Origin of the sequence: Amycolatopsis pretoriensis (genome assembly GCF_900107925.1) — a bacterium.
Taxonomy (GTDB): Bacteria; Actinomycetota; Actinomycetes; order Mycobacteriales; family Pseudonocardiaceae; genus Amycolatopsis; species Amycolatopsis pretoriensis.
In genome coordinates this window covers 122,675-139,377 of sequence record NZ_FNUJ01000004.1, presented here as the reverse complement: position 1 = coordinate 139,377, position 16,703 = coordinate 122,675, and the positions used below count along the sequence as shown (strand labels likewise).

Here is a 16,703-nt window from a genome sequence, read left to right as displayed (position 1 = left end):
ACTACACGGGATGGGGTAGGTCGAAGTATCCGATCAGGCCCGCCGCGAACGCCAGATCGCCCTTGACCTTGATTCTTCCCGTGACGAACAACACCGCCGGCGTCGCCTGGTGGGTGATGAGCCGGAAGAAGTCGGCCGGGGCGATCGTGATCGTGACCCTCGGGGCTGAATGCATCTCGCGGCTCACCGTGCACGCGCCGTGCGAAATTGCCGTCTCGTAGCGGTCGTAGCCGCCCTCGCCGACACCTCCTGACAGGCGCCAGTGGACCACCGCGTGCAGGTCGCGGGCACGGTCGGACCTGATGTGCGCGCCCATGCGGGCGAAGATCTCGTCCAGTACCCGCTCGCGCAGGGGCCTCTCCGCGACGACGCTCTCCAGCTGCGCTCGCGATGCCGAGGACACCAGGGACGCGAACCGGGCCGGCTCGACCTTGCTCAAGTCGAACGCCGGGGCCTGGGCGGCGAGCCGCAGGAGCGCGTTCAGAAGTCTTCGGAAGTCGTCCTTGCCGAGGTCGCGTGGGTTGACCGCGTCGGCGAGGGCGTTGACGTCGAGGGCGTGCGCCTCGGGGCTCAGCGGGTCGAGCCGCTCCAGGGCGTCCAGCAGCGCCGCCCCACGGAGCACCGCGACCTGATCGGCGCTGGTCATCCCGGCGTTGTCGGCCATGGTCACTCCTCTGCTGTTACTCACGCGTAAGGCTACCCGCCAGTAGGTAGGCGGGCAAGCGTGCCGAAATCACCCTGACGGGGCAGCGCCCGGTACCGTCTCCGGTCAGCAACAGGGAGGTCCAGCGTGTCAGAGGATGATCAGCGTCCGCCCGAACGGGCCAGGCGGCTGCCGCGTGCGGTGCGCGAGCGGCAGATCCTGGACGCCGCCGTCCAGGTTTTCTCGCGCCACGGCTACCACGCGGCCTCGATGGACGAGATCTCCGACGTCGCCGGCGTCTCGAAGCCGATGATCTACACCTACCTCGGGTCCAAAGAGGACCTGTTCGGTGCGTGCATCCGCCGCGAGGCGACGCGGCTGCTCGAGGCGATCCAGGCCGGCGTGCAGCCCGATCTGCCGCCCGACATGCAGCTCTGGCACGGCCTGCGGTCGTTCTACCGCTTCGTCGCGGAGTACCGCGAGTCGTGGACGGTCCTGCACCGCCAGGCCCTCACCGTCGGCGGGGCGTTCGCCGCGGAGATCACCGACATGCGAGCGCGGGCGATCCAGCTGGTCGCGGCCCTGGTCGTGTCGGCGGGCACCCGCAAGGGCGTCGGCGAGCAGGCCGAGTTCTCCGGCGAAGGCCTGTCCGCGGCCTTGGTCGGGGCGGCCGAGTCGCTGGCCGACTGGGCCCTCGACCACCCCGACATCTCCGACGGCGTCCTGGCGTCCTGGCTGATGAACCTCGTCTGGCTGGGCTTCAACGACCTCATCGAGGGCGAAGTCTGGAAACCTTCGGAGTAACGCATGACCACACTCACGCTGAAAATGACCTTGGCCGACAGCAAGCCGGCGATCTGGCGGCGAGTGGCCGTCCCCGATGACTTCTCGCTGGCCGACCTGCACGAGCTGATCCAGGACGCCTTCGGCTGGGAGCGCAGTCACCTGTGGGTGTTCGAGACGGCGGACGGCGCGTACGGGCTTCCGGATCCCGAGCTCAGCCACGCCGACGCCCGGTCCAAGCGGCTCGGTGAAGTGCTCCGCGCTCCCGCCGACACGCTGAGCTACCAGTACGACTTCGGGGACGACTGGCTGCACGAAGTCACGCTCGAAGCCCGTGAACCAGCGCGCGGCCGTCCGCGCTGCCTCGACGGACGCCGGGCCGGACCGCCGGAGGACTGCGGCGGCATCGGCGGATACGAAGAGCTGCTCGACATCCTCGCCGACCCCGGCCACGAGGACCACGAAGAGACCCTGGAATGGCTCGGGCTGGAGGCGGCCGACGAGTTCGACCCGGCGGCGTTCGACATCGCCGCGGTCAACCGGGCGATCGCCGGCCGCTTCCCGTCAGAGTGAGCTGATCGAGCCCTCCAGGTGCGGCTTCGACCCGCTCCACAGCTCGAACGCCCACCCGTCGCCGTCCGCCCATGACGTGAAGCCCGCCTTTGCCGGGAGCAGCACCGGCTGCTTGAACTTGACGTCGATCGTGAACGCCGCCGGCAGGCGGCCTTCGAACGCCGCCAGCGCGTGGGCCTTCGTCCACATGCCGTGGGCGATCGCGCGCGGGAAGCCGAACAGCTTGGCCGTCAGCGGGTGCAGGTGGATCGGGTTGCGGTCGCCCGAGACCTCCGCGTAGCGGCGGCCGATGTCGCCCGGGATCCGCCAGATCGCGTCCGGCGTCGGCGGGGCGAGCTGCTCGCGGCGCGACGAAGAAGAGCCGCCTCCGCGACGCAGGTACGTGCTCACGTCGCTCCACACCAGGTCGTCGCCGACCCAGGCTTCGCTGACGACGTCGAACTGACGCCCCTTCTCGTGCGGGCGCAGGTTCTCCGCGCGCACCCGGATCGTCAACGCCTCGCCCAGCCGCAACGCGCGGTGCTGGGTGATCCGGTTCGCCACGTGCACCATGCCGAGCAGCGGGAACGGGAACCCCGGCTCGGTCATCAGCGCCATCTGCAGCGGGAACGCCAGCATGTGCGGGTACGTCGCCGGCAGCTCGTCGCTCAGCCGGAAGCCGCAGACCGCGTTGTACGCCGCGAGGTGCGCCGGGTCGACGACGACACCCGTGCGGACCAGCTCCGTGTCGGGCAGCGATGAGCCCGTCTTGCGAAAGCCGAGCAGCGCCTTCGGGTACAGCGTCGCCAGGCTCGGCGTGCTGTCGAGTTCGCGGATCGCCACGTCACGCCCCCAGCAGGGCCTGGCCGCAGACGCGGACCACGTTGCCGTTCACCGCGGCCGACGCCGGGTTCGCGTACCAGGCGATCGTCTCGGCGACGTCGACCGGCAGGCCGCCCTGGCCGAGGCTGGACAGGCGCCGGCCGGCCTCGCGGATGAACAGCGGGACCGCCGCCGTCATCTTCGTCTCAATGAACCCCGGCGCGACGGCGTTGATCGTGCCGCCGTACTCCGCCAGCTGCGGCGCGCCGACGTTCACCATGCCGATGACGCCCGCCTTCGACGTCGCGTAGTTCGTCTGGCCGACGTTGCCGGCGATGCCCGCGATCGACGAGACGCCGATGATGCGGCCGTTCTCGTTCAGCACGCGATCGCCGAGCAGCTTGTCGTTCACCGCGAGCTGCGCCGCCAGGTTCACCGCGATCACCGAGTCCCACGCGCTCTCGCTCATGTTGCCCAGCGTCTTGTCGCGGGTAATACCGGCGTTGTGCACAACGACGTCGACGCCGCCGTGACGCTCCTTCAGGTACTCCGCGAGCTTCGCGGGCGCGCTCGGCGAAGTGATGTCGAGCTGCAGCGACGACCCGCCGATCTTGTTGGCCACCTTCGACAGGTCGCCGCCCTGGGCGGGGATGTCGAGCGCGACGACGTGCGCGCCGTCGCGGGCCAGCACCTCGGCGATCGCCGCGCCGATGCCGCGGGACGCGCCGGTGACCAGCGCGACCTTGCCGTCGAGGGGCTTTTCCCAGTTCGCGGGCGCCGAAGCCGTCTTGCCTTCGGCGCCGATCCGGATGACCTGCGCGTCGACGAACGCCGACTTCGCCGAGAGCAGGAAGCGCAGCGTCGACTCCGTCGCCTCTTCGGCGCCTTCGGCGACGTACACGAGCTGCGCCGTCGCGCCGCGCTTCAGCTCCTTGCCGACGGAGCGCACGAAGCCCTCGAGAGCGCGCTGCGCGATCCGCTCGCGGCCTTCGACCTGCTCCGGCGGCGTGCCGAGGACGACGACCCGGCCGGACGGCCCGACGCTACGGATCACCGGGTGGAAGAAGTCGTAGACCTCGCGCAGGCGCGAAGGGTCGGTGACGCCGGTGGCGTCGAAGACGAGCGCCGCGTGCCGGTCGGCCGCCGACGTGACGACCTCGATGCCGGCGTCGGCGAGCCGGTCGCGCAGGGTCTTCTCGAGCCGGCTACCAGGCGCGGAGCCGAGAAGTGCGGGACCCTCGAGGGCGGGTTGCCCGGGCTTGAAGCGGCGCAGCGTGGCGGGATTGGGCAGGCCGAGCTTCGGCACCACGAACTTCCCCACCGGGGATTTCGTGAACTGCTGGTACCTGTCAGCCATCGGTTGCCTCCCGTGCAGTCTGCGTCACGTCGCAGTCTAACCTACTCCCGAGTAGGTTACAGTGTGAGGGACACGACCAGAGAGGTGAAGTCATGCCGCCGAGGAAAACTTCCGCTGTACGCAAGGTCGCGATCATCGGGGGCAACCGGATCCCCTTCGCGCGGTCGAACGGGCCGTACGCGAAGGCGTCGAACCAGGACATGTTCACCGCCGCCCTCGACGGTCTGGTCAGCCGCTTCTCACTGCAGGGCGAGGTGATCGGCGAGGTCGCCGCCGGAGCCGTGCTCAAGCACTCCAAGGACTTCAACCTGGCCCGCGAGAGCGTGCTGGGCAGCAAGCTCTCACCCGCGACGCCCGCGTCCGACGTCCAGATGGCGTGCGGCACCGGCCTGCAGGCCATCGTCAACGTCGCCAACAAGATCGCGCTCGGCCAGATCGACTCGGCCATCGCCGGCGGCGTCGACACCACGAGCGACGCGCCGCTGGCCGTCAACGAGGACCTCCGGCAGATCCTCATCCAGCTGAACTCCGCGAAGACGCTCGGCGACCGCCTCAAGCTCGTCGCGAAGATCCGGCCCGGCCACATCGTCCCGGCGATCCCGCGCAACGAGGAGCCGCGCACGGGCCTGTCGATGGGCGAGCACGCGGCGCTGACCGCGAAGATCTGGGAAATCACCCGCGAGGCGCAGGACGAACTGGCCGCGGCCAGCCACCAGCACCTCGCCGCCGCGTACGACCGCGGGTTCTTCGACGACCTCGTGACACCGTTCCTCAAGCTCGCGCGCGACCAGAACCTGCGCGCGGACTCGACCGCGGAGAAGCTCGCCAAGCTCAAGCCGGCGTTCGGCGGCCCCGACGGCACGATGACCGCGGGCAACTCGACGCCGCTGACCGACGGCGCGTCGACGGTCCTGCTCGCCACCGACGAGTGGGCGAAGGCGCACAAGCTGCCGGTGCTGGCGTACCTGACGTTCTCGCAGACCGCGGCCGTCGACTACGTCCACGGTGAAGAGGGCCTGCTGATGGCGCCCGCGTACGCCGTGCCGCGGATGCTCGCGCGCGCCGGGCTTTCGCTGCAGGACTTCGACTTCTACGAGATCCACGAGGCGTTCGCGTCGCAGGTGCTGGCCACGCTCAAGGCGTGGGAGGACCCGGCGTTCGCCAAGGAGAAGCTGGACCTGGACGCGCCGCTCGGCGCGATCGACCGGGCGAAGCTGAACGTCAACGGCTCGTCGCTGGCGGCCGGGCACCCGTTCGCCGCGACCGGCGGCCGGATCGTCGCGACGCTGGCGAAGCTGCTGCACGAGAAGGGCTCGGGCCGCGGCCTGATCTCGATCTGCGCGGCCGGCGGTCAGGGCGTCACCGCGATCCTCGAAAAGTAGCTTTCATAGGGAAAGTGCCGCCTCCGGAAGTCCCGGGGCGGCACTTTCCCTATGAAAGTGTCAGTTGGGGAGGGCCTTCTGGGCGCGCTTCGCGAGCTTGTTGGCACGCTTCTGGCCCTTGCGGCTCAACTTGCCCGCCGCGTTGCTGACGTCCCGCGTGACGTCCTTCGCGGCGTGCTTCGCGCGCCACGCCGCCGACGGCTTGCCGTGCGTGTCGCTGACCGCGAGCAGCAGGCCGCCGGCCACGCTCGCGTTCTTGAAGAACTGGATCTGCTGCTTCTGCTTCTCTTGCGGGTCCTTGATGGTCCAGAAGCTGTGCGCGGCGAGCGTCGTCGGCACGAGGCTGCCGAGCAGCAGCCCGGCCGCGAGCCGCGGCGCCTTGCCGGCGGCGAACGCGAGGCCGGCGCCGATCTTCACGGCGGCGTCGATGCGGACGAGCGTCACCGGATCGCGCGGAACCTGCTCCGGCACCTTGTCGCCGACCTTGTCGAACGCGCTGTTGAGGAAGGGTTCCGCCGCCTTCGCGTGCCCCTCGGCCTGCCTCAGCGCATTGATTCCGCCCGTCACGAAGATCGTGGCGAGCAGGGGACGTGCCACTCGACGGAGTATCACGGTCGTTTGCCTTCCTCGTACGGGCCGCTGCCTGGTCGAACCTACTCGCTGAGTGCCCGCTCGTCCCGTCGTCGAATCCTCATCGGGCTTTCTGCAAAAATATCGCATCATTACTAGAGAGAGCTATAAAGCTTTAGCGGTTGACCTTGACGTTGCGTCAACTTCTATCGTCGTCGGCATGGAGTGGTCGATCCAGGACCTCGCCCGCTCGGCCGGGACCACGAGCCGGACGCTGCGCCACTACGGCGCGGTCGGCCTGCTCGATCCCAGCCGCGTCGGCAGCAACGGCTACCGCTACTACGACGAGCAGGCGCTCGTCCGGCTGCAGCGGATCCTGCTGCTGCGCGAACTGGGCCTCGGGCTCCCGGCGATCGCGGAGGTCCTGAACGGGCAACGCGACAGCTCGGCGGCGCTCAAGACCCACCTGGAGCTGCTCGAACAGGAGCGGCGGCGGATCGGACGGCAGATCGATTCGGTCCGGACCACTTTGCGGAAACTGAAGGGAGGTGAACGACTGATGGCAGAAGAAGTCTTCGACGGCTTCGACCACACGCGGTACGAGGAGGAGGTCACGCGCCGCTGGGGCGCTGACGCCTACCGGCGCGGTGACCAGTGGTGGAGTTCGTTGTCGGCCGACGAGAAGAAGGCCCACCAGCAGGAGCAGGTGGACATCGCGACGGCGTTCGGCGCGGCCCGCGCTTCGGGTCTGGCTTCGGACAGCGACGAGGTCCAGGCGACCACGCGGCGGCTGCACGAGTGGCTGCGGCCGGCGGTTTCGTCCGTGTCCGCGGGCTACTTCGCGGGGCTCGGACAGTTGTACGTCGACGACCCGCGGTACGGGTTCGAAGGCGGCGGAGCGGAATTCGTCCGGGATGCGATGAAGATCTACGCGGAACGGAACCTCGGCGATTAGTCCTACGTCGTAGTGCGCGCTGGGGGTAGGGACGAGCAGGGCTGCAGACCTGTTCGTCTCTATGTACGGCCATCCGGTCGAACTCCGGCGACACGCCCTAGCCGTCTATGGCGGAATATCGGGCTCGCGCTAGATACGTCGATAGCTTGGCAGAGTGGACCCCATCCGCAACCCCTTCGCGCCGGGCGCCGGGCAACGGCCGCCCGAGCTGGCCGGGCGTGAGCGTGAGCTCAAGGCCTTCGAGGTCGTGCTCGAACGGGTCGCGCGGGGGAGACCCGAACGCAGTCTCGTCCTCACCGGACTGCGGGGCGTCGGGAAGACCGTGCTGCTCGGGGAGCTGCGCGCGATGGCCGTGCGGCACAAGTGGGGGGCCGGGAAGATCGAAGCCCGGCCGGACGCCGAACTGCGGCGGCCACTGTCGGCCGCGTTGCACCGGGCCATCCGGGACCTCGCCGTGCGGCACCGCGCTCCGGACCGCGTCGAAGAGGTGCTCGGCGTGCTCAAGGCGTTCGCGCTGCGGGCCAACAAGGCCGACGCCAAGCTGCGCGACCGGTGGCAGCCCGGCATCGACGTGCCCGCCGCCCAGGGCCGCGCGGACTCCGGGGACATCGAAATCGACCTCGTCGAGCTGTTCACCGACGTCGCCGAGCTGGCCGCGGACGTCGGGACCGGCGTCGCGCTGCTCATCGACGAAATGCAGGACCTGCAGCCGGACGACGTCTCGGCGTTGTGCGCGGCCTGCCACGAGCTGTCCCAGTCCGGGGCGCCACTCGTGGTCGTCGGCGCCGGGCTGCCGCACCTGCCCGCCGTGCTGTCGGCGTCGAAGTCCTACTCCGAGCGGCTCTTCCGGTACTCGCGGATCGACCGGCTCGACCGCGAGGACGCCGACTACGCGGTGATGGCGCCGATCGAGCGCGAGGACGCCGGCATCGAGCCCGAAGCCCTCGACGCGCTCTTCGACGCGTCCGGCGGCTACCCGTACTTCATCCAGGCCTATGGCAAGGCGGCCTGGGACGCGGCGCCGTCCGACCCGATCACCGTCAAGGACGTCCAGGTCGCGGCGCCCGAAGCGGAGTCCGAGCTGGCGGTCGGCTTCTTCGGCTCGCGCTACGACCGGGCGACGCCGGCCGAGCGCGAGTACCTGCAGGCCATGGCCGAGCTGACCCAGGGCCGCGACGAGCCCGCCGGCACCGCCGACGTCGCCGTCTTCCTCGGGCGGAAGCCGTCCTCGCTGTCACCGGCGCGCGACAGCCTGATGAAGAAGGGCCTGGTCTACTCCGCCGAGCGGGGCCAGATCGCCTTCACCGTCCCGCACTTCGGCCACTACCTGCTCGGCCGCGACTGACGGCCTATCCGCGTTCCTAAGGTTCTCTAGCTCTCGCGCTAGAGAGCCTTAGAGGCATGTAGCGGGTTGCCTCGTCGTGACCGCCGCCACCCCCGATCTCTCCGGCCCATACCCAAGTTTGCCGATGATTCATCGGCGAGTGCGCCACATCACCGGATATTCGTTGGCTTCCTTGTGAAAAAAGGCGCATACTAGAGGCACAAGCCACCAAGACCCTCGAAGGGGATGCAGAAAACGATGAACAACATCGCCGCCAAGCTCCGTGCCCGTCGCGCCGAGGTTCGCACTCGCCGGGCGCTGAACCGGGCGATCGACACCGCCGCGACCGCGACGGTCCGTCAGGAACTCATCGCGATCGCGCAGGCTCGCTCGGGCTACATGCGCTGACCTCTGTTTCACCCTGTGGCGGTCGCCCATTCGAGTGACCTATGCCACAAAGTGCTGAAGGTGTAACGACACGCAAAGTGCTGTCGATACCCCCTACGACCCCGTGATGCTGGCGGACCCCCGACCTGGCAGCATCGCGGGGTTTCCCATTTCCCCGGTAAACCCCTTGCCCAGGCCGGCTTGCCGAGTAATCTTTGACTTCGTCAACGAACTTGTTGAGGTGGTCAATGAACGACACTCAGCTCGCCGACCGCGTGGCCGCGGTCCGGGCCTTCAACCGGCTGTACACCGGAGTCATCGGCGTACTCGACGAGGGACCGGCCGACGCCGAGTACTCGCTGCCGGAAGCCCGCGTGCTCTTCGAGCTCGCGGGCTTCCGGCAGGACCCGCTGCCGGTGACCGAGCTGCGCAAACGTCTCGACCTGGACGCCGGCTACGCCAGCAGGCTGCTCACCCGACTCGAAGCACGCGGGCTGATTACGCGTGAGCGGTCCGACGAGGACGCGCGGCGCCAGCTCGTGCGCCCGACGGCCGCGGGCCGGGACGCGTTCGCCGTGCTGAACGCCCGGTCCACCGACCAGATCGGCGGGCTGCTGCGCCGGTTCGCCGACGAAGACCAGCATCGGCTGCTGACCGCGATGCGCACGATCGGCGACCTGGTCGGCGACCGCCGTCACGACCCCACGCTCGTCCTTCGCCCACCACGACCGGGTGACCTCGGATGGGTGGTGGAACGCCACGGCGCGCTCTACGGCCGCGAGTACGGCTTCGGTTCGCAGTTCGAGGGCCTGGTCGCCCGGATCATCGCCGACTTCGCCGAGCGGGACGACGACCGGCAGGCGTTCTGGATCGCCGAGCTCGACGGCGAGCGCGTCGGCAGCATCGCGTGCACCCGAGGTCCGGACGAAAACACCGCGAAGCTGCGGTTGCTGCTGCTCGAACCGGCGGCCCGGGGCCACGGCGTCGGCAAGCGGCTGGTCACCGAGTGCGTCGAGTTCGCCCGCGCGCACGGGTACCGCGCGATGGAGCTGTCGACGGTCTCGATCCTGACCGCCGCGCGGTCGATCTACCGAGCGGCCGGCTTCGAGCTGGTCCGCGAAGAGGACTTCGCCGACTGGGGGCCGAAGCTGACCGACGAGACCTGGCGCTTGAAGTTCTAACGCGGTGTGCGGCCGAGCAGGAAGAACTCGGGGTTCGGGCGCAGCGCGGTCAGGTGGGCGAGCCGGTTCGACATCGCGAACAACGCCGTGATCGCGCCGACGTCCCAGATTTCGTCGTCGGTGAGGCCGGCGTCGCGCGCGGCTTCGAGGTCGCCTTCGCCGAACAACGCGGAGTCCTGGGCGAGGGCGAGCGCGAGGTCGACGATCGCGCGGCCGCGTTCGTCCAGCTCGACCTGCCACGGGTTGCTCGACACGCGGTCGGCGAGCTCGGGGTCCTTGGCGCGGATGCGCAGGATGGCGCCGTGCGCGACGACGCAGTAGGTGCAGTGGTTCGCCCCGGACGTGGCGACGACGACCAGCTCGCGTTCGGCCTTGCTGAGTCCGTCGGAGCGTTCCATCAGCGCGTCGTGGTAGTCGAGAAAGGCGCGCAGCTCGGCGGGCCGGTGGCCGAGGGCGCGGAAGATGTTGGGGACGAAGCCCGACTTCTCGGCGATCGCGCCGACGCGCTCGCGCAGGTCGTCGGGCAGGTCTTCGAGTTCCACCACCGGGAACCGGCTCACGTCGCTCATACCCCGCACGCTAGTCGTGGTTGGCTGTGTTCGTGACGGACTACGTCGACGGGTACTGCGAACGCGTCGCGCCCGGGCTCTGGGGTGAGCCGCTCAACGATCTCAGCAACCTCGCCTTCCTCGTGGCCGCGATTCTCGTCTGGCGGCTGGCCAAGGGGGATCGGATCGGACGGCTGCTGGCCGTGCTGATCGGGCTGGTTTTCGTCGCCAGCAGCGTCTTCCACCTGGTCGCGACGCGGTGGGCGGGCGCCGCGGACTCGGGGGCGATCCTCGTCTTCGTGCTGGTGTACGCCGTCGTGTTCGTGCGGGAGTTCTGGAGCCGGCGGTGGGCTTGGGTTGCCGCGCCGGGGTTTCTCGCGCTCACCGTCGTCACCGCCTTGCTGGGCGGTGGGCTCTACCTCGCGCCGCTGATCGGCTTGTTCGCCTTCGCCGCGGTGCTCGCCTACCAGCGCGACACCGCTTGGACGCGCTTCGCCGTCGCCGGCGCGGTTTTCGCGCTCTCGCTCTCCTTGCGCACGCTCGACCGGGACGTGTGCGACTACGTCCCGGTCGGCACGCACTTCCTCTGGCACCTGCTCAACGGGCTGGTGCTCTACCTCGTTTCCCGGGCGGCCATCCGTCCTCAGTGGACTTAGTGGACACCGATGGGACGCAGGTCCTTGTCGTTCTCGTCGGCGTGGTAGTCCTCGGCGTTGGTGTCGTCCGTGCCGTTGAAGACCTTCAGCTGCCGGGCGATCACCGTGACGATCGCCGCCACGACCAGGTTCGCGATCAGCGCCACGAAGCCGACGTAGATCTGGACCTGGGAACCCGAGAACGGGTGCCAGCCGAAGATCGACATGTTGCCCAGCGCCAGCGCCGAACCGCCGAAGTGCTGCTTGCCGTTGGCCGGGTTGGGGATGCCGTACAGCATGATCAGGCCCCAGCCGATGCCGACGACCCAGCCCGCGATCAGGCCCCAGCGGTGGAACCAGCGCGTGTACAGCGCCAGCGCGACCGCCGGCAGCGTCTGGAGGATCAGCACGCCGCCGATGAGCTGGAGGTCGATCGAAAACTGCGGGTCGATCAGGATGATCACGGCCACCGCGCCCAGCTTCACGACCAGCGAAGCCAGCTTGGCCTGCTTCGCCTCTTCGGCCGGGGTCGCGTTCTTGCGGATGTACTCCTTGTAGATGTTGCGCGTCCACAGGTTGGCCGCGGCGATCGACATGATCGCCGCCGGCACCAGAGCGCCGATGCCGATCGCGGCGAACGCGATGCCGGCGAACCACGACGAGAACTGGGTGTCGAACAGCACCGGGACGATCGTGTTGCCGTCCGCCTTGCCGGTCGCCGCGTTGGTCAGCGGCTTGACGCCGGCCGTGATCGCCACGTACCCGAGCAGCGCCAGCAGGCCCAGCACCAGCGAGTACGCCGGCAGCGCGACCATGTTCCGCTTGATGACGTTGCGGCCGCGCGAAGCCAGCACGCTGGTCAGCGAGTGCGGGTACAGGAACAGCGCGAGCGCCGAACCCAGGGCCAGCGTCGCGTACTGCAGCTGGTTGTTGGCCGTCAGCAGGATCGACCCGGCCGGCTTGCCCGTGGTCGGGCTCGGCGTGCCGAGCTTCTTCGCCGCCGCGTCGAAGATGTGCGACCAGCCGCCCAGCTTCGAGGGCAGGTAGATGATCGCCACCAGGATCACGATGTAGATCAGGATGTCCTTGACGAACGCGATCAGCGCGGGCGCCCGCAGGCCGGACTGGTAGGTGTAGAAGGCCAGGATCACGAACGCGACCAGCAGCGGCAGGTGCCCGACGATGCCGGAGCCGTTGATGCCCATCGTCCGCAGCACGGCTTCGAGGCCGACCAGCTGCAGCGCGATGTACGGCATGGTCGCGACGATGCCGGTGATCGCCACCAGCAGCGCCAGGATCGGCGAGCCGAAGCGGCCGCGCACGAAGTCGGCCGGGGTCACGTAACCGCGGACCCGCGAGACCGACCACATCCGCAGCGCCGGGAGCAGCACGATCGGGTAGACGACGATCGTGTACGGCAGCGCGTACAGGCCGAGCGCGCCGGCGCTGAACACCAGCGCGGGCACCGCGACGAACGTGTACGCCGTGTAGAGGTCACCGCCGAGCAGGAACCACGTGATCCACGAGCCGAACTTGCGGCCGCCGAGACCCCATTCGTCCAGGTGGTCCAGCGTGCTGCCGCGCTGCCAGCGCGACGCCATGAAGCCGAGGACGGTCACCAGCGCGAACAGGATCGTGAAGATGATCAGCTCGGGCCACTGCAGGTTGCTCATCGAGCGTCCCCCTCGTCCAGGTCCTCGACGCTCAGGTTGTCCGGCGCGTCAGCGGTCGGCTTGTCCCGCGTCATCAGGTAGACGATCCAGGTGCTGAGCACCCCGACCGCCACCATCAGGAACTGGAACCAGTAGAAGAACGGCATCCCGAACAGCCGCGGACCGTCCATGTTGAACAGTGGCGTGACCAGGACCAGCAGCGGAACGATCAGGAGCAGGTTCCACGGGCTGAACCGCAGCCCGCGCACCTTCCCGTCGTGCTTCGCAGTCGACATCGGACCTCACCTAACACTCCCGTAACCGACCGCCTGACCTTAGAACCTGGGTGACAGGGAGTCACGTCTGTCCGATATCGATTTGATCGCCGCGGTCCGCGTTGCCGACCAACGTCGGTTGCCCCGCCCCCACCCGGCCTATATCAATAGCCGGACTCCGCACGCGAAACCCGATAAGGGGCAACCGTATGACACGACTCCGCTACGCGGTGGTGATCCCGGCGATCGCCGGCACCCTGCTGGCCGGGTTCACCCCTGCGTTCGCTGGCCAGGATGCCGCGGCCGGCAAGCAGCCGCTGAACTCCACGAACATCCCGGCCCAGTACGCGAACCAGAAGCTGGACTGGCACAAGTGCGCTGTCCCCTCCGAGCTGCCGACGGCCCCGCCCGCGGGCGCCGAGGACATGGAGTGCGCGACCTACAAGACGCCGCGCAACTGGTACCAGGCGAACGCCCAGATCGACCTGACCATCGCGGTCAGCCGGCTGAAGGCGACGAAGGACGCGACGGCCAGCGTCGTCACCAACCCGGGCGGCCCGGGGGCGCCCGGGCGCAACTTCCCGGCCCGCCTGCGCAACCAGCCCAAGCTGCGCGAGCACCAGGAGATCGTCGGGTTCGACCCGCGCGGCACCGGCAAGAGCACGAACATCACGTGCGGTGGCGCCATCGGCACCGGCTCGGACCTGGACCCGCGTGACCGCAACAAGCAGAACCTGAACCTGATCAACCAGGCGACGAAGTACGCGGCGCTGTCCTGCCAGGCGAAGTCCGGCGAGCTGGGCCCGCTGATCAACACCGACCAGACGGTCAAGGACATCGACCTGCTGCGCGTGCTGCTCGGCCGCGACAAGATCAACTGGGTCGGCTACTCGGCGGGCACCTGGATGGGCGCGCACTACGCGCAGGCCTACCCGACGCGCACGGGCCGGTTCGTCCTGGACTCCTCGACGGAGTTCACGACGACCTGGCAGAAGTCGTTCGACTGGCAGCCGCTCGGCTTCGAGCGCCGCTTCCGCTCGGACTTCCTCCCGTGGATGGCGAAGTACGACAAGCTCTACCACTTCGGCACCTCCGGCGAAGCCGCCCGCCAGACCTACGAGCAGGTCCGCTACGCCCTGACCCAGGGCGCGGTCACCCTGCCCGACGGCTCGAGCGTGTCGGCCAACGGCCTGGACGCCTTCATCGCGTCGCAGATCTACTCGAAGCGCGCCTTCCCGGCGCTGGCCGACTACCTGGTCAGCGTCCGCACGCTGACCCAGGGCACCGCGTCCGCGCAGGCCAAGACGTCGGCCGCGCAGAAGGTCAAGGTCGCCGACAAGAGCACCGTGACGCCCGGCGCGCAGCCGCTGATGGTGCCGACCGACGGTGACTCCTACGACGCCTCGTTCTGGACGATCCCGTGCAACGAGGGTCCGTGGACCGGCTCCACCCAGAGCGCCATCAAGCAGTCGCAGAAGCTGATCGACCAGCAGCTGCCCCTGCTCGGCGCGGGCTGGTTCATCCAGCCGTGCCTGTTCTGGAAGAAGCAGCCGGCGCCGCTGCCCGTGCTCAACGGCAAGGGTGTCCCGCCGGTGCTGATCGTCGAGTCGGAGCACGACCCGGCGACGCCGATCGAGGGTGCGCGGCGCGCGCACAAGGCGTTCGAGAACTCGCGGATGCTGACCATCACCGGTGAGGGTGACCACGGCATCTACGCCGGCGGCAACGCGGGTGTGGACAAGGTCGTGGAGGCCTACCTGGTCGACGGCGTCGTGCCGAACGACCAGAGCCTGCCGGGTGTGGCACTTCCGGTGCCTCCGGGCGCCTGACGCCACTAGGTGTTGTGGAAGCCCCGCCGGACGGACGTTCGGCGGGGCTTTTCCACACCTGTGCACAGAGTTGTCCACCACCTGTGGACAACTCTGGTATTAGTATTGGCGTCATGGTGCGGGTACCGCTTACGGACGAAGAGCGCGAACGGGGCGAACGCCTCGGCCAAGCACTGCGGACGGCGCGGGCCGGCCGGAGCATGGTCGACGTCGCCGCGGAGGCCGGGATCTCGGTCGAGACGCTCCGCAAGATCGAGACCGGGCGGATCCCGACCCCGGCGTTCTTCACGGTCACGGCCATCGCGGACGCCGTGGGCCTGCCCCTGGATGAGCTGCGCGCAACGGTCGCGTCGACGCCGTCACCACCGCTTTCGCAGGCGAGCTGACCCCGGCACATGGGCTGGCACCTCACCGAGGACATCGACGGCTTCCTCGCCCGGACCGGGGACTTCCTGCGCTCGCGACCCGCGTTGCACACCTCGCAGCTGACCCGGCTCGAGCAGCTGCGGACGAACGAAGAAAAGGGCACCGTCTTCGGACGGCTGGAGGAGGACGGCGAGGTCCGCGCGGTCTGCTACCGCCGTCCGTCGCAACGGCTGCTCCTCACCGCGGTCGCCCCCGAGCAGGCCGACACGCTCGCCGCGGAACTGGACGGCGAGCCGGTGAACGGCGTGACCGCCGAGGACGACACCGCCGCCGCGTTCGCCGAGGCGTGGCAACGGCGAACCGGCGCGGTGCCGGTGCCCGGGGTGCGGGTCCGGCTGCACCGGCTCGGCACGCTCGTGCCACCGGAGCCGATGCCCGACGGCCACCCGGCGAACGCGCTGGAGCACGCGGAGATCGTCCGCTGGTGCAGTGAGTTCGCCGTCGCGGTCGGGCAAGCGCCCCTCACCGACGAGCGGTCCTGGGCCGCCTCGAACTTCGCCGCCAAGCAGTTCACGTTCTGGGAGACCGACGCTCCCGTCGCCATGGCCGGCTCGACCCCGGTGCTGGCGGGCATGGTCCGCGTCGACCCCGTCTACACCCCGGCCCGGTTCCGCGGCCGGGGTTACGCGGGCGCCGTGACGTTCGCCGTCAGCCAGGCCGCGCTGGCCGCGGGCGCGACGGACGTCGTCCTCTACACCGATCCCGGCAACGTCACCAGCAACGCCCTGTACCGGCGGCTCGGGTACGTCCCGATCGCGAACTTCACCGGGTACGACTTCCGCTAGACCGGGCGGAGCTGGTTCAGGATGTGCTCGCGGTCGTTGAGGAACGCGCACGCCGGGACCGGCAGGTCGTAGCTGTTCAGCAGCCGTTCGAAGTCGGAGAACTCGTCGGTCGAGAAGCCGAAGCCGACCTTGACCGCGTGGGCGGCCAGGACGTCGGCCAGCTCCTCCCACTCGCCGGACCACAGCAGCGTCCGGTAGTGCGTGTAGTCCGCCGGGGACAGGCGGTCGGCCAGCTGGGTCAGGACGCTGTCGCCGAAGAAGCTGATCCGGTTCTCCTTGAGGTCCGCCACCGTCGGGTTGGCCGGGTCGCGGGCCGCGTCCGGGTTGCGGACCACGCCGGGGCCCGCCACCGGGTACGCCGTGTGGACGTGACCGTTCTCCTCGACCAGGACGATCAGGTGCACGTTGTACCGCTCGCCCGCGCAGCGCCAGCGGCCGTTCGGCTGCCGCCGCCGGGCCTCGCTGGGGTCGTTCGCGACGTCCTTGACCACCGAGATGATGTGCTCGTCGGTCCAGCCGGGCGGGAACTCACTGGTCGCCCGCCGCCCGACGCCCGGTGCGTGTCCGCCGCCCACCGCTGCTCCCTTCGACGGAACG

19 protein-coding genes are annotated in these 16,703 nt (G+C 69.3%); 11 read left to right on the top strand and 8 right to left on the bottom strand.

The annotated features are described in order from the left end of the window. Position 1 precedes the first annotated feature (1 nt). A complete protein-coding gene (locus BLV96_RS18110) occupies positions 2–664 on the bottom strand; it encodes an SCP2 sterol-binding domain-containing protein (RefSeq protein WP_208608258.1) in 663 nt (220 codons plus the stop codon). Positions 665–790: 126 nt separating this feature from the next. Here BLV96_RS18110 and BLV96_RS18105 point away from each other — a divergent pair, with 126 nt between their 5' ends. Continuing rightward, positions 791–1,447, top strand: coding sequence for a TetR/AcrR family transcriptional regulator (locus tag BLV96_RS18105; RefSeq protein ID WP_086670992.1), 657 nt, complete (start codon positions 791–793; stop codon positions 1,445–1,447). 3 nt (positions 1,448–1,450) lie between these two features. After that, positions 1,451–1,999 (top strand): plasmid pRiA4b ORF-3 family protein, encoded by a 549-nt coding sequence (locus tag BLV96_RS18100; RefSeq protein WP_086670990.1) that lies wholly within the window; start codon positions 1,451–1,453, stop codon positions 1,997–1,999. On the opposite strand, the gene BLV96_RS18095 is transcribed toward BLV96_RS18100, so the two are convergent. Together BLV96_RS18095 and BLV96_RS18090 are read right to left on the bottom strand one after the other, a co-directional pair. Further along, positions 1,991–2,821, bottom strand: coding sequence for a MaoC family dehydratase (locus BLV96_RS18095; protein WP_086670988.1), 831 nt, complete (start codon positions 2,819–2,821; stop codon positions 1,991–1,993). The genes BLV96_RS18100 and BLV96_RS18095 overlap by 9 nt on opposite strands. Position 2,822: 1 nt before the next feature. Beyond that, complete coding sequence (locus BLV96_RS18090) at positions 2,823–4,157, bottom strand: 3-oxoacyl-ACP reductase (protein ID WP_086670986.1); 1,335 nt, start codon at positions 4,155–4,157, stop codon at positions 2,823–2,825. Positions 4,158–4,249: 92 nt separating this feature from the next. On the opposite strand from BLV96_RS18090, the gene BLV96_RS18085 reads away from it, so the two are divergent. Then, entirely contained in the window at positions 4,250–5,539 is a 1,290-nt protein-coding gene (locus tag BLV96_RS18085; RefSeq protein ID WP_086670984.1) for an acetyl-CoA C-acetyltransferase, read from the top strand. 60 nt (positions 5,540–5,599) lie between these two features. Here BLV96_RS18085 and BLV96_RS18080 read toward each other — a convergent pair whose 3' ends face one another. Continuing rightward, positions 5,600–6,151 carry a DoxX family protein gene (locus BLV96_RS18080; RefSeq protein ID WP_086670982.1) on the bottom strand — a complete coding sequence of 184 codons (552 nt, stop codon included), beginning with the start codon at positions 6,149–6,151 and terminating at the stop codon, positions 5,600–5,602. A 178-nt stretch (positions 6,152–6,329) separates the two neighbouring features. Between BLV96_RS18080 and BLV96_RS18075 the strand changes: the two genes are divergently transcribed. From BLV96_RS18075 to BLV96_RS18065, 4 genes are all read left to right on the top strand, one after another. Further along, entirely contained in the window at positions 6,330–7,064 is a 735-nt protein-coding gene (locus BLV96_RS18075; protein WP_086670981.1) for a MerR family transcriptional regulator, read from the top strand. A 154-nt stretch (positions 7,065–7,218) separates the two neighbouring features. Beyond that, entirely contained in the window at positions 7,219–8,409 is a 1,191-nt protein-coding gene (locus BLV96_RS18070) for an ATP-binding protein (RefSeq protein ID WP_086670979.1), read from the top strand. 237 nt (positions 8,410–8,646) lie between these two features. Beyond that, a complete protein-coding gene (locus tag BLV96_RS49890) occupies positions 8,647–8,796 on the top strand; it encodes a hypothetical protein (protein WP_167379635.1) in 150 nt (49 codons plus the stop codon). Between the two features lie 227 nt (positions 8,797–9,023). Continuing rightward, positions 9,024–9,956, top strand: coding sequence for a bifunctional helix-turn-helix transcriptional regulator/GNAT family N-acetyltransferase (locus tag BLV96_RS18065; RefSeq protein ID WP_091389333.1), 933 nt, complete (start codon positions 9,024–9,026; stop codon positions 9,954–9,956). On the opposite strand, the gene BLV96_RS18060 is transcribed toward BLV96_RS18065, so the two are convergent. Further along, positions 9,953–10,525 (bottom strand): peroxidase-related enzyme, encoded by a 573-nt coding sequence (locus BLV96_RS18060; protein ID WP_086670975.1) that lies wholly within the window; start codon positions 10,523–10,525, stop codon positions 9,953–9,955. The two genes, BLV96_RS18065 and BLV96_RS18060, sit on opposite strands and share 4 nt — an antisense overlap. A 32-nt stretch (positions 10,526–10,557) precedes the next feature. Here BLV96_RS18060 and BLV96_RS18055 point away from each other — a divergent pair, with 32 nt between their 5' ends. Further along, complete coding sequence (locus BLV96_RS18055; protein WP_086671132.1) at positions 10,558–11,160, top strand: hypothetical protein; 603 nt, start codon at positions 10,558–10,560, stop codon at positions 11,158–11,160. On the opposite strand, the gene mctP is transcribed toward BLV96_RS18055, so the two are convergent. Further along, positions 11,157–12,812, bottom strand: a complete 1,656-nt coding sequence (mctP, locus tag BLV96_RS18050; protein WP_086670974.1) for a monocarboxylate uptake permease MctP — start codon at positions 12,810–12,812, stop codon at positions 11,157–11,159. The genes BLV96_RS18055 and mctP overlap by 4 nt on opposite strands. Next, positions 12,809–13,087: a DUF3311 domain-containing protein gene (locus BLV96_RS18045; protein WP_086670972.1), complete on the bottom strand. Its 279-nt coding sequence runs from the start codon at positions 13,085–13,087 to the stop codon at positions 12,809–12,811. Before BLV96_RS18045 ends, mctP begins: the two co-directional genes overlap by 4 nt. A 188-nt stretch (positions 13,088–13,275) precedes the next feature. On the opposite strand from BLV96_RS18045, the gene BLV96_RS18040 reads away from it, so the two are divergent. The 3 genes from BLV96_RS18040 (at position 13,276) to BLV96_RS18030 (ending at position 16,106) form a co-directional block, all read left to right on the top strand. Then, a complete protein-coding gene (locus BLV96_RS18040) occupies positions 13,276–14,895 on the top strand; it encodes an alpha/beta hydrolase (protein WP_086670970.1) in 1,620 nt (539 codons plus the stop codon). Between the two features lie 113 nt (positions 14,896–15,008). Continuing rightward, complete coding sequence (locus BLV96_RS18035) at positions 15,009–15,281, top strand: helix-turn-helix domain-containing protein (RefSeq protein ID WP_086670968.1); 273 nt, start codon at positions 15,009–15,011, stop codon at positions 15,279–15,281. A 9-nt stretch (positions 15,282–15,290) separates the two neighbouring features. Further along, complete coding sequence (locus tag BLV96_RS18030; RefSeq protein ID WP_086670966.1) at positions 15,291–16,106, top strand: GNAT family N-acetyltransferase; 816 nt, start codon at positions 15,291–15,293, stop codon at positions 16,104–16,106. Here BLV96_RS18030 and BLV96_RS18025 read toward each other — a convergent pair. Beyond that, a complete protein-coding gene (locus BLV96_RS18025; RefSeq protein ID WP_086670964.1) occupies positions 16,103–16,681 on the bottom strand; it encodes an EndoU domain-containing protein in 579 nt (192 codons plus the stop codon). The genes BLV96_RS18030 and BLV96_RS18025 overlap by 4 nt on opposite strands. Positions 16,682–16,703 lie beyond the last annotated feature (22 nt).